The sequence below is a fragment of the Paenibacillus sp. UMB7766-LJ446 genome, from assembly GCF_030226665.1.
GTDB lineage: Bacteria > Bacillota > Bacilli > Paenibacillales > Paenibacillaceae > Paenibacillus > Paenibacillus vandeheii.
This window is the reverse complement of sequence record NZ_JASOYM010000003.1, coordinates 389,441-402,122: the sequence shown is the minus strand read 5'-3', so window position 1 is coordinate 402,122 and position 12,682 is coordinate 389,441. Positions and strand designations below refer to the sequence as shown.

Below are 12,682 nucleotides of genomic sequence, written 5' to 3'. Positions count from 1 at the left end.
AAATGATGAAGCACCTCTCTATCGATATAGGATAACCCCTTGGGTAGCCTGTATATTGAGAGGTGCTTTTTTGTTTTTTTAACATACACAATAATGACACAACTGTTTGATTGTGAAGGTAGTGGGGGAAATTTGCTTGTAAACTTACAATCTTACCATCAATAAGGCGCTCCAGAGCCATTTGTGGATCGCCCTCTAGAGATGGTATCAGTGACTATCAAAATTTGGAGAAGCATACAAAACATCCATGCCAACTATGCCATATGTTAATCCAACTATAGATTGACAGGAAAACCTAAAATGTAACACAGAAATAAGGAGGGATCAGACGCGATGGTTATGAGTTTGGAATTGAAAAATCAAATAGAGAAAGCCAGACATAACCTTCATATGTTGGTAGAGCATAACGAGGGTAGATTTGGACATCCCGATGTGCTACAGCAGTCCATGGTACTGGATGAATTGATTAATGAGTATAATCGAATGAACCTAAGCAAGCCAAGGGCTTGATGGATATAGATGCACTTTTAGGCAATTATGCGCGCATGATAATAGCTGGAATAGACAGCAGGAAGAACGAATGCTGAATCATTCCAGTACGATCATGCGCGCATATTTTTTGTTACTATTTAATGCAACAGCCGCTTGGCTTCCAGATACAGCACCTGAACGAACTTTTTCGTATTAATGCGGGTCTGGGACAAGGAGGGCTCCACATTGTTCTGCAGTTCCAGCATTTTTTTGCGAATTTCCGTAAAATCAAAGAACTTTGACGCATAGTTCTCAAACTTCGGATGTGTATAATCCGTGAGCCCGAGCGATACGACATGGCTTAATGTTTGGAAAATGGCACGGCGTACGCGCTGTTCGGATGCTTTGATCTCCTTTGTCACTTCTGCTGATGAAGCATCGGAGCCCAATTTGCGCAGGGCTACATTCTGGAAGATATCCTTAAGTGACGGGAACGTATATGGAGAGAGCTTATGTTCCTCGGTTTCAATCTGCTCCAGGTATTCCAGCATGTCCAGCAGATCTCTGCTGCCTGCTTCCCCGATCATGCCCATCTCGGATAGCAGGAAATGTCCTGCCGTCGTAATTGTTTTGTCGGGCACCGGTGTTGCATTACGATCGGAAGATTGCAGTCTGGAGAGTCCCTGCAGTGTACGTTGAATATCTGCGATGGATTGCTGCATACGCAGACGTTCGTCCACCAGACGCAAAACAGACAGAATCTCCAACCGATTGATCGGCTTCGTAATATAATATTCAATGCCAAGAGAATAGGCTTCCCCAATCATATTTTTCGATTCTATCTGGGAGATCATCACGATCTTGCCATTGAACCTTCCTTCAAGAGCACGTATGGTCTGAATCCCGTCTCGCTGCGGCATGAGCAGATCAATTAGCAGTACATCCACCTTGTGCAGCTCCAGCAGTTCGGCAGTAATATGAGCTCCATCCTCTGCTTCTCCCGCAATGTCTCCAAGCCCCTCATCTTCAATGATATCCATTAGCATAGATCGAACGCCAGGATCATCATCCACAATAAAATAACGCATTTCAGTGACCTCCTTTCTGATGAAGTAGTCGTTATGAGAAAAATGTATGGGTGAAGACGATTTATCCTGCTTTTAATGTCCTCTATTATCATACTTGGTTGTATATCCCGATGTGAAGACCCGTGTATGCGACCAATATGTCAGATAAAGTAACAGTGAATGGATAAACGTTGCTTATTTATAAAAAAATTTAAATGATTCTGTGTAGGTATTTGTCGATTTCCGTAGATGCCCCTGTAGTATAAGTAACATCCGAAAATGTGGATTCCGAGATGTGCAGAATGGTACAAACGATGCTCTATGAAGTAGTATAAGAATTTTTCGCTTAGTCATACAGCTGGGAAACACTTTTTAATGAACCATCTACGAAAAGGGGCATTGCCAATGGAGCAAACAATACAAGATATTATTGCAGTTTTCAATGATTTTCTGTGGTCCAAGCTGTTAATCATATTGTTGGTGGTATGCGGTCTGTACTTTACGACCAAGACCCGGTTCATGCAATTTCGCATGATTGGAGATATGGTGAAAGTGCTTAGGGAGCCGAGAAGTAAGGAGCCCGGCAAAATTTCGCCGTTTCAGGCATTTTGTATCAGTATGGCAGCCCGCGTAGGTACCGGGAATATTACCGGTATTGCACTGGCAATTGCACTGGGGGGACCCGGGGCTGTATTCTGGATGTGGGTCATCGCGATCTTTGGTTCAGCCTCCAGTTTTGTAGAGAGTACACTTGCTCAAATTTATAAAATCAAAGATAAGGGCGGATTCCGCGGGGGGCCGGCTTATTATATGGAGCGTGGCCTTGGGAAACGCTGGATGGGAATTTTGTTTGCGATTCTTATCACATTGTCGTTCGGTTTGGTCTTTAATGCGGTGCAGTCCAACACGATTACGGTGGCATTCAAAAATTCATTCGGCATCGATCGGTTGACTGTGGGTATTATTATGGCCGTTGTGTTTGCTGGAATCATTATGGGCGGTGTTAAACGGATTGCCAAGGCGTCCGAATACATCGTCGTTGTTCTTGCTGTGCTATACATTGGCGTGGCTGCATTTGTTGTTCTGTCGAACATCACCCAGCTCCCGGCCATGATTGCGCTGATTGTGAAAAATGCCTTCGGCATTGAACAAGTCGCTGGCGGTACACTTGGAGCTGCGCTGATGAATGGTGTCAAACGTGGTTTGTTCTCCAATGAAGCAGGTATGGGTAGTGCACCGAACGCTGCGGCTACGGCGCATACTACACATCCGGTCAAACAAGGACTTATTCAGGCATTGGGCGTGTTGACCGATACGTTGGTCATTTGTACAAGCACAGCTATGATTATTTTGTTATCAGGCGTTTACAAAGGCTCGAATTTGGGTGGAATTGAATTGACCCAGGCGGCATTAAGTGTGCATATTGGTTCATGGGCGTCCGGATTTTTGGCAGTTATGGTGTTTCTGTTTGCCTTTAGTACGCTTATCGGGAATTATTACTATGGGGAAACCAATATTGAGTTTATCAAATCTAATAAAATATGGCTATGGGTATACCGTGTCTGTGTCATCGCAATGGTTCTTTTCGGTGCTGTTGCCAAGGTACAGCTGGTATGGGACCTGGCCGACCTGTTTATGGGGCTGATGGTGGTGGTGAATCTGATTGCCATTCTGATGCTGTCCAAGGTGACATTTGAAGCGCTGAAGGATTATAAGAAGCAAAAGGCCGAAGGGCGTGATCCGATCTTTACGCGGGACCGTATTCACATTCCGGGTGAGGTGGAGTGCTGGGAGTCTGAGGCCGAGGTAGTAGGAAGAAAATGAAATAAAGCTGCCAAATAATAAAGGAATAACAGATTTAGATGATTTAGATAAAACACAAGATACACTTACAGCACGATAAAAAGATATAAAAAGAGGGCTTGGAATTTCCATCATGGGACTTCCAAGTCCTCTTTGTTATATGAGCATTTGGTATAATACGCAGAAGGCCGCTCAGGCTTCTTCTTTATCGGATAAAAGGACCTAGGTCCATTAGTAGACGGTTAAATTTCATTGGGGGTAATCCGAGATGAGAGAAATCATGGACTTTGAATTGCTGCGTCAGCTTGCGCGGGAGCATGGCCTGGATCAGGTGCTCGATGAGCCTGCGCTTGCTGAATTAAGGTTACTTGAAGCCTCCAAAGGCGAGATTATATGTGCCAAAGGTGAACGCCCCGAGCGCTTGTATTTTCTCGTTCAGGGCAAACTCAAGATTTATACAACGCTGCCAAACGGTAAGTCACTGTTGCTACGTTTCAGTATGCCGCCTGCACTCATAGGTGATCTGGAGCTGGTGAATGGCAAGGAAGCCAAAAATACGGTTGAGTCCGTCAACAAGAGCCTGCTGCTCGGTGTAAGCTATCGCTATCTCCAAAATACATATGCGGAGAACCCGAAGTTCCTCCATTTTATGCTCAGTCATGTGACCCACAAGTTGTATACCTTCTCGAATCTGTCGAGTCTCAATCTGCTATATCCGGTCGAGAGCCGCTTTGCGAGTTATCTGTTGTCCACGATGGAACAAGGGGAGCAAGTCACCGAAGAAATCCAGACCTCCAATCTGACAGAGCTCGCCGATATGCTTGGCACGAGCTATAGACACTTGAACCGGGTCATCCATGATCTCTGCGACCGTGAAATCATTCGCAAAGAACAGCGCAACATGGTCATCTGCAATCTGGATCAGCTGCGTGAAATTGCGGGAGGCAATATGTACGAATAAATAAGGGGCACGGGACGGCAAAGACACCCTCAGCTTGTCATATGAAAGAGGGTGCCCGTGCCTTCACCTGTTGGTGAATGATCCATTTTAATTGCTGTGCTGCAGCTTTATGCTTCGATTAAACTTCTCCGCGCTGTTCGAATAATTGAGCAATTTCCACGATGACTTGTGTGGCTTTCACCATATTATCAACCGATACATATTCAAACTTGCCGTGATAGTTCTCTCCGCCAGTGAAAATGTTGGGTGTAGGCATACCCATGTACGAGAGCTGGGAACCGTCTGTTCCTCCACGAATCGGACGGATGACAGGTTCGATATCCAGGCGGGTCATCGCTTCATGTGCAATATCGACGATCTGACGTACAGGTTCGATTTTCTCACGCATGTTATAGTACTGATCATTCAATTCAATGGAGATGCTTTTCTCGCCATATTTGCTCTTTAACTCGTCCACGACACTCAACAAATACGCTTTGCGTTCCTCAAACTTCTCCCGATCGAAATCCCGGATGATGTAGCTCATCTTGGTCAATTCGACGTCTCCCTCGATGGATAACAGATGATAGAATCCTTCATACCCCTCTGTGAACTCGGGAGCTTCCTCCGCAGGCAGACGGCGGTTCAGCTCCATCGCAATTTTGGCGGAATTGACCATCTTATTTTTGGCTGTTCCCGGGTGCACGTTGGTGCCCCGTACCGTGATTTTGGCAGCAGCCGCGTTGAAGCTTTCGTATTCCAGCTCGCCGAGCGGTCCGCCGTCCACCGTATAGGCATATTTGGCTCCAAAAACAGGAACATCGAACTTATGCGGCCCGCGGCCAATCTCTTCATCCGGGGTAAAAGCGACGCGAATCTTCCCGTGTTTCACTTCCGGGTGTTCAATCAGATAAGCCATTGCCGTCATGATCTCGGTAATGCCTGCTTTGTTATCCGCACCAAGCAGTGTTGTGCCGTCTGTTGTGATCAAGGTGTGGCCTTTATATTCACGCAGTTCCGGGAAATCGGTGGTGGATAACACCACATCCAGTTCCTGATTCAGTACAATATCTTGTCCATCATAGTTGTCGATCACCTGTGGTTTTACATCTTTGCCTGTAAAGTCGGTCGCTGTATCCAGGTGAGCGAGAAAACCGATCACAGGAACATCCTTGTCTGTATTGGATGGCAGTGTAGCCATCACATAGCCGTTCTCATCCATCGTCACTTCCTGCAAACCAATGGATTTGCATTCTTCAACAAGGTATTTTCCCAAGACCAGTTGGCCTGGTGTGGAAGGACAAGTTTCACTGTTTTCATCGGATTGCGTATCCATTTGAGCATAGGTTGTGAGTCTTTGAATTAAAATATCTTTCACCAGTAATCGCTCCTTTGGCTTCGGTTTATTATATAAGTTGAATTACTTATTTTACACTGAAACACTATGAGGTCCGTTTTCGTGTAACGCTTAGATACAACTTATATAAAGTGGGTATATTATTTCCAGTATGTCTGTATGGCTATCATATCATGTTTTGGGTCCATTTCGAGTTGTGCCGGACGCATCGGAGGAAAGAAAGGACCAACTAGGTATAAAAAAGGGTACTATCTCACAAAAAAGTACGTACTTGTTTTTCTGTAGGTAAAGTTCATAATAATCAATGATAAAAGGATGTGAATTTAGCCATGCCATTTATAACCGTTAAAGTGCTGGAAGGCAAGACGACGGAGCAGAAACGCCAGCTGATTGAACGGATGACCCAAGTGGCTTGTGAGACACTGGACGTCGATCCGAGCAATGTATTCATTTTCATTGAGGATCTGGAGAAGAGTAACTACGGCAAGAATGGAAAGCTATTTTCCGATCAGCAAAACAAGTAAACGCCTTAACATATACCATATTGAATAGGAGATGTACCTGAAATGACAGAGAAATTATTTTCCCCGTTTCAAATTAAGGGGCTTCAATTAAATAACCGTGTCGTCATGGCGCCAATGTGCCAATATTCCGTAACTGCCAAAGATGGTATTCCGAATGATTGGCACCAGGTTCACTATGTAAGCCGTGCCGTTGGGGGTACTGGATTGATTATAATTGAGATGACGGATGTTGATCCGGACGGACGCATCACCGATAATGACCTGGGCATCTGGTCGGACGATCACATTCCTGCCTTTGCCAAAGTGGTGGATGGCATTCACGCTCATGGCTCCAAAGTGGCGATTCAGATCGCGCATGCAGGACGTAAAGCAGAGGATGCGGCTCGGCCTGTAGCTCCGTCGGTGGTTACCTTCCCTGGAGAAAGCTTCAATACGCCACACGCTTTAACAACAGAGGAAGCACAAGCCATGGTACAGAAGTTCGCGGACGGGGTACGCCGTGCAGTAGCTGCCGGGGTCGACGCCATTGAGCTGCATGGTGCGCATGGTTATCTCATTCACCAATTCCATTCTCCGTTGATGAATCATCGTGAGGATGTGTATGGACAGGATCTTTCCCGTTTTGGCGTTGAGATTATCCGTGCGGCGAAGAAAGAAATGCCGGAAGATATGCCGTTGATTATGCGGATTTCGGCCATAGAATACGCCGATGGCGGATATGATATCGATCATACCATTGAAGTGTCCCGTGCCTATCAGGCAGCCGGCGTGGACATGTTCCACATCAGCTCCGGTGGTGAAGGATCTTCCGGACAACGTAAACCGGGGAACTACCCTGGTTACCAGGTTCCATTTGCCCGTCGTTTCCGTGAAGAATTGAATGTTCCTGTCATCGCGGTGGGAATGCTTGAGGATTCAGCTTTGGCTCAAGCAGTTATCGGCAACGGTGACGCTGATCTGGTTGCCGTTGGCAGAGGCATGCTGCGCGATCCGTACTGGGCTACTCATGCAGCTCTGGAACTCGGCGTCAGCAAAGATAAAGCGGCTATTGCAGAGCAATATTCACGCGGATATTAATCTTGATTTAGAACATTTATATAAATGCAATTGAAAAGGGATGCCCCACAAGTCATGAACATGACGGAGGGCATCCTTTTTTAGTGTAATTTGTAACGAGCCGAGCAAACGCTAATTCGTTAAACTTTGCAGTCCACCCGAATGCTCCTATTGAGGTGATATACTGTTTATCCCTTCCGGCAACGGTTGGAATTGGATTTTTCGGAGCAGACTAACATAGGAATCACGCACCTTTATGTAATATGTTCCAATTATAGATTTGGTTTGAAGGGTTGGTCAACAGAATACCTGTTGTTAGCTGAATATATTTGACACGCATTATTGAATCTTGAACAATAAGTGAAAAGGGCGTTTTGCATAATCCCATGAGCGATCAAATGGAAAGATGAAAAATGCTGATATAGATCTAGGAGGCGATTCGAATGGAATCTTCAAGTGCATTGCCGGATATTAGGGAACAATTGGTGCTTCACGCACCTGTGGAGAACGTATGGGGAATTGTATCGACGTCCAAAGGCTTGGAATCATGGTTTATGCCGAGCAATCTGGAGCCGGTGGAAGGGCATGAATTTATATTGGAGGCAGGACCCTTCGGAAAATCACCATGCAAGGTCACAGAGGTCCAACCGCCACACAAGCTGTCATTCCAATGGGGTAAGGACTGGACACTAACATTTGAACTGACGGAGCAAGGACAAGATACAGATTTTACATTGATTCACAGTGGCTGGGATGCCGACAAACTGACTGAATTTGGACAAGCTCATGCCATGGTTCGTGAACGGATGGAACAGGGCTGGGCCGGAATTGTACAGAAACTGGCCCAAGTGGTTGGGCAAGCGTAAGAAAAAGGGAGAAGTACAACAGAGAAGTAAAGCAGATGGTCAGCAAATTCATATAAGTCACAGGTCTTACTCCGGTCTGCATTCCGGTAGTTAAGCCTGTGGCTTTTTTGGTGTTAAAATATCATAGAAGAACTATTTCCGTCCGCAACAGAAACGTGTAACATGGAGTTATAGATATAAAACGACAAAATTAGACGTCTCTCGCGATGGAGGCGGAAGGATTACATAGATGAGAAAACACTGGATTATGCTCACCATTAGCTTTATATGTATTGTTGTCTTTCCTCTAGGATCCATTCTACAAACGTTATTTTCCGAGCGCGGCAATCCTCATGGGAGGGACGGGGTCCTGGACCTGACCCGCTGGGATTTCGACAGGAAGGGGGCTGCATCCCTGAATGGTAACTGGGATTTCTATCCGGGGCAATTGTTGGCACCCGTTGACTTTGAGGCGCATTTATCTGGACGCAAGCCCCTCTCCGAGCCTTTACCTATCCATGTCCCATCCCGATGGAATGGGACTATGGGAGAGGCGCACGGGTATGGGACCTATCATTTGCGTGTTCGAATTCCCCCGAGAGCAGAGAAGAATGATTATGGGATACGTACCCAAAATATTCGTATGGCCCATCGGATATTTATAGATGGCAAAGAGATTGGCGGCAAAGGGCTGCCAGGCACAACGCAAAATACGGATATTCAGCTCAATTTGCCTTTTACGGGATTTACCTCCATAGAAGGCAACGTTGCAGATATTATCATTCAGGTATCCAATTACAGCTACTCGTCTGGCGGCATCATTGCATCCGTTTTGTTCGGGGACGAGCACAGCATTCTGAAAAGCCAACAGCAGGACTGGCTCCAGGACCTGATGACCCTGTTCGGATTTATACTGCCAGCTGCCTTCTTCCTGATGCTTTTCCGGCTCCGACGCAGTGAAAAAGAGCTTCGGTATCTGGGATTATTCAGCCTGTCCGGTGCGATGTACGCTTTGACTCATGGAGAGAAGTTGCTGGGGACACTGTTACCATTCCTGCCGAATAATGAATTTCTGCGGATTCAATTAATTAGCGCGGCTCTTGCGTATTATTACTTGCTTCGTTATATGGATGCGCTTGTACCTGGCGCGATCCATTCATGGTTTGTTCGCTTGGGTGTGGTTCTGGTACTAGTCCAATGCGCGGTGGGTCTTATATTGTCTCCTATTCTGTTCTCTATGCTGGAGCTGCCTATGCTGCTGATTTCAATTGTGGTCATTGGTTACACGTTGCGAGCCATGCTCCATTGGCTGAAAAAGCGACCGAATGATGGTCATTTTGTCCTGATGAGCATGATGAGTATATTTATGGTGGTTGTGCTGCACACCGTGGGTGCTTTCACCACTGTGGATACGACATTTCTTGCGCTGTACGAGCTGCTGTTATTTGTTTTTGCACAGATGATTCTAACAGCGATCCGGTTCGCACAATCATTTCGTGAAGTTGAAGCGTTGTCTGAACGTTTGCTTGCTATCGACAGTCTCAAGGATGAGTTTATGGCGAATACGTCACATGAACTGAGAACTCCCCTGCATGGCATCATTAATATTGCTCAATCGATGTTGGAAGGGGCGGCCGGGGCGGTAACACCCAAGCAGGCCAAAAATCTGTCCATGATCACGTCAACTGGAAAGCGGCTTTCGCTGCTGGTAAACGATATTCTGGATTTTTCCAAGCTCAAAAATGGTGAAATTGAATTAAAACGGAGTGCTGTTGATCTCGAATCGGTTGCTCGAACAGTCGTTGAAGTCTCTGGTTTCACCTTTGAGGATAAACCGATTGTGCTGATTCAGCAATGGCCTCCAGCGTTACCGTTGGTTGAGGCCGACGAGGATCGACTAAGACAGATTCTGTACAATCTGCTGGGCAATGCGTATAAGTATACGAAGCAAGGGGAAATTCGGCTGTATGCCCGAGTGGATGGAGCTCTGGTGACGGTATCTGTTGCGGATACGGGGGTTGGAATTACTGCGGATAAACTGGAAGACATATTTCAGTCTTACGAACAGGGCAACGGAACAAGTGAGAGGGTTAACGGGGGAACTGGCCTTGGGCTGAGTATTACTCGCAAACTGGTCGAGCTTGGCGGAGGGACCATCTGGGTAGAATCGAAGCCGGGTGAAGGTTCGACCTTTCATTTCACTCTGCCCATTGTGCAATTCCCGCTGCTCCAGGCAAGTTCGAGACCTGTTGCAGCCCAATATGTAGTGGCTCAAGAAATAAAAGCACAGGATACGCCTGCAATCGACTGGGATGAGACAGATGAGATTCTGGAAGCTGAACATACCATTCTAATTGTAGATGATGATCCCGTGAACCGACAGGTCCTGTTCAACCTGTTATCGACGGAACGATATCGTGTCATTGCAGCGGATAGTGGGGCCGCGGCATTAAAACTGCGTGAAGAACACCCATCCATTGATCTAGTCATTACCGATTGGATGATGCCGCAAATGTCCGGGCTTGAACTATGTCGCAAGCTGCGGGAGAACAGTTCCCTGTCTGAACTGCCGATTCTGATGCTGACGGCTCGCGGGATGCCTGAGGATATCAAAATGGGATTCCAGGCAGGAGCAAATGATTTTCTGAGCAAACCTGTAGATGCGGGTGAACTGCGTGCCCGGGTACGGACGTTAATTGAGATGCGTACCTCGGTACAGGAGGTTGTTCGTACGGAAATGGCTTTTTTGCAGGCTCAAATCAAACCGCACTTTCTATATAATGCGCTCAACGTCATTATTGCAACATGCGCTGTCAATCCGGACAAAGCGACCGATCTGCTTATTGAACTGAGCCAATACTTGCGGGGAAGTTTCGACTTCCAGAACCGCGACCAACTGGTTCCGCTTGCCAAGGAACTGGAATTGGTGGAGTCCTATGTACATCTGGAACAGGCGAGGTTTGAGGAGCGTTTGGTAGTCCGTTATGATGTAGACCCGGATGTGCGTCTGTACCTGCCACCGCTCAGTATTCAACCGCTTGTGGAGAATGCAATTCGACATGGGGTGATGGCGCGTGCTGCAGGCGGTACGGTTAACCTTGGCATTCTAAGGGAAGGTGAGCACATCGTCATTCAGGTTCAGGATGATGGAGTGGGCATACCCCCTGAACGTTTGGCTCAGGTACACTCCGGGCGAACGGAAGGTCCTGGAGGTGTAGGGCTGCAGAATATAAATCGGCGTCTGTTGTCCTTGTACGGTCACGGACTGGAGATTCAGAGCCATTCGGGAAAAGGAACGATAATACGGTTCCGCATACCTGTGAAGGAGGGGCTCATCTCCAAATAATGAGCCTGTTGAGTTGAATCTGGTTAAAAAACGAATAAGCGGATGCCAGTATACGCGGTATTCCCATTGAATATATCATGGCAGGAGGCTGGAAGAGCGATGAAAGCCATTGTAATCGATGACGAGAAACCGGCGCAGCTTCATCTGGAGCGCCTGTTAAGATCGGATGGGCGGATTACCCCCGTGCAGTGTTTTTCGACAGCCCGTGCCGGTCTGGATTTTCTGGCAAATGAGCGTGTGGACGTTGTGTTTCTCGACATTGGCATGCCGGAAATGAATGGACTGGAAGCGGCTGAATATATACAGCAATTGGACAGCAGTATTCGCATAATATTTGTAACGGCTTACGCCGATTATGCGGTTGAGGCCTTTGAGCTTGAGGCGCTGGATTATGTGCTGAAGCCGGTAAGTTCAGTGCGACTTGCCAAAACGATTGATCGCATTGCTGCAGGAATGATATCGTCATCCTCTCAGGTTGCTGCGACTGCTGAGGATCAGGAATCTGAGGCCGTGGGAGTGGATACCCATGTACCTGGATTGCTTACTTTCAAACATCTGGATATCTATAGAAGTTTGGAGCCGGAAGCACAGAAGCACAAGTGGCGCACAGCCAAATCGCAGGAACTGTTTGCGTTTTTGTTTCACCATAGAGGGGATTGGGTAAGCAAAGAGATTCTGCTCGATCAGTTGTGGGCAGATGTCTCACAAGAGAAAGGACTAACGCATCTGCATACTTCCGTATATCAGATCCGCAAGCTGCTGAAGGAATGGAGCATGACGGGCAAGCTGGAATACAACATGAACCGTTATCGTCTGTTATCGGGTAATCTGGTCAGTGATGTAGAGCAATTCGAGCAAAGGACGGCATACGCTGCCGTTACGTCAGACAATGTGGATCAGTTGAGGGATATTATCCCGCTCTATCGTGGTGATTATCTGGAGGAGCATGATTATCGCTGGGCTCAATCCAAAGCGAGAGATCTGAGACGTAAATATGTGGGACTGGTTATGGATATCGCCGAATGGGACATGAAGCATGGACGTGGCAAGGAAGCGATAGAGCAATTGAGCGAACTTCAGGAACGGGAGCCCTATGCCGAGGAGATCTGCCGATTAATGATGAGAGTATATGCATCCATGGATGATCAACAAGCCATACTCAGAATATATCATTCATTTACGCTGACCCTGCTTGAGGAACTGGGACATCAACCGGAGTCGGAGACAAGCAGACTATATGAAGAATTAACGGCAAAGTAGGCTGAAGTTCACG

At 46.8% G+C, this 12,682-nt stretch carries 10 protein-coding genes; 8 read left to right on the top strand and 2 right to left on the bottom strand.

Going from position 1 to position 12,682, the window contains the following annotated elements:
• The first annotated feature begins 333 nt into the window (after positions 1-333).
• Positions 334-510 (top strand): aspartyl-phosphate phosphatase Spo0E family protein, encoded by a 177-nt coding sequence (locus QP794_RS09850; RefSeq protein ID WP_024629767.1) that lies wholly within the window; start codon positions 334-336, stop codon positions 508-510.
• A 119-nt stretch (positions 511-629) separates the two neighbouring features.
• On the opposite strand, the gene QP794_RS09845 is transcribed toward QP794_RS09850, so the two are convergent.
• Positions 630-1,559, bottom strand: coding sequence for a response regulator (locus QP794_RS09845; protein ID WP_285076041.1), 930 nt, complete (start codon positions 1,557-1,559; stop codon positions 630-632).
• Between the two features lie 384 nt (positions 1,560-1,943).
• Here QP794_RS09845 and QP794_RS09840 point away from each other — a divergent pair, with 384 nt between their 5' ends.
• On the top strand, positions 1,944-3,362 hold the full coding sequence (locus QP794_RS09840) for an alanine/glycine:cation symporter family protein (protein ID WP_285076039.1): 1,419 nt from the start codon (positions 1,944-1,946) through the stop codon (positions 3,360-3,362).
• A 247-nt stretch (positions 3,363-3,609) separates the two neighbouring features.
• Positions 3,610-4,302, top strand: a complete 693-nt coding sequence (locus tag QP794_RS09835; protein ID WP_285076038.1) for a Crp/Fnr family transcriptional regulator — start codon at positions 3,610-3,612, stop codon at positions 4,300-4,302.
• A gap of 118 nt (positions 4,303-4,420) precedes the next feature.
• Here the strand turns inward: QP794_RS09835 and pepT are convergent, their stop codons facing one another.
• Positions 4,421-5,659 carry a peptidase T gene (pepT, locus tag QP794_RS09830; protein ID WP_285076037.1) on the bottom strand — a complete coding sequence of 413 codons (1,239 nt, stop codon included), beginning with the start codon at positions 5,657-5,659 and terminating at the stop codon, positions 4,421-4,423.
• A 308-nt stretch (positions 5,660-5,967) separates the two neighbouring features.
• Here pepT and QP794_RS09825 point away from each other — a divergent pair, with 308 nt between their 5' ends.
• From QP794_RS09825 to QP794_RS09805, 5 genes are all read left to right on the top strand, one after another.
• Positions 5,968-6,162, top strand: a complete 195-nt coding sequence (locus tag QP794_RS09825) for a tautomerase family protein (protein ID WP_079348050.1) — start codon at positions 5,968-5,970, stop codon at positions 6,160-6,162.
• Positions 6,163-6,204: 42 nt separating this feature from the next.
• Positions 6,205-7,239 carry an NADH:flavin oxidoreductase/NADH oxidase gene (locus QP794_RS09820; protein WP_285076034.1) on the top strand — a complete coding sequence of 345 codons (1,035 nt, stop codon included), beginning with the start codon at positions 6,205-6,207 and terminating at the stop codon, positions 7,237-7,239.
• A gap of 422 nt (positions 7,240-7,661) precedes the next feature.
• Entirely contained in the window at positions 7,662-8,084 is a 423-nt protein-coding gene (locus QP794_RS09815; protein WP_459279690.1) for an SRPBCC family protein, read from the top strand.
• 229 nt (positions 8,085-8,313) lie between these two features.
• Complete coding sequence (locus QP794_RS09810; protein ID WP_285076032.1) at positions 8,314-11,409, top strand: ATP-binding protein; 3,096 nt, start codon at positions 8,314-8,316, stop codon at positions 11,407-11,409.
• Positions 11,410-11,508: 99 nt separating this feature from the next.
• Positions 11,509-12,669 carry a response regulator gene (locus tag QP794_RS09805; protein WP_285076030.1) on the top strand — a complete coding sequence of 387 codons (1,161 nt, stop codon included), beginning with the start codon at positions 11,509-11,511 and terminating at the stop codon, positions 12,667-12,669.
• The last annotated feature ends 13 nt before the right edge of the window (positions 12,670-12,682 follow it).

Bases quoted from the DNA above. Each gene is read 5' to 3' on its own strand.
- QP794_RS09845 (WP_285076041.1), bottom strand. From the start codon at position 1,559: ATGCGTTATTTTATTGTGGATGATGATCCTGGCGTTCGATCTATGCTA.
- QP794_RS09815 (WP_459279690.1), top strand. From the start codon at position 7,662: ATGGAATCTTCAAGTGCATTGCCGGATATTAGGGAACAATTGGTGCTT.
- QP794_RS09850 (WP_024629767.1), top strand. From the start codon at position 334: ATGGTTATGAGTTTGGAATTGAAAAATCAAATAGAGAAAGCCAGACAT.
- QP794_RS09810 (WP_285076032.1), top strand. From the start codon at position 8,314: ATGAGAAAACACTGGATTATGCTCACCATTAGCTTTATATGTATTGTT.
- QP794_RS09820 (WP_285076034.1), top strand. From the start codon at position 6,205: ATGACAGAGAAATTATTTTCCCCGTTTCAAATTAAGGGGCTTCAATTA.
- QP794_RS09825 (WP_079348050.1), top strand. From the start codon at position 5,968: ATGCCATTTATAACCGTTAAAGTGCTGGAAGGCAAGACGACGGAGCAG.
- QP794_RS09840 (WP_285076039.1), top strand. From the start codon at position 1,944: ATGGAGCAAACAATACAAGATATTATTGCAGTTTTCAATGATTTTCTG.
- QP794_RS09835 (WP_285076038.1), top strand. From the start codon at position 3,610: ATGAGAGAAATCATGGACTTTGAATTGCTGCGTCAGCTTGCGCGGGAG.
- QP794_RS09805 (WP_285076030.1), top strand. From the start codon at position 11,509: ATGAAAGCCATTGTAATCGATGACGAGAAACCGGCGCAGCTTCATCTG.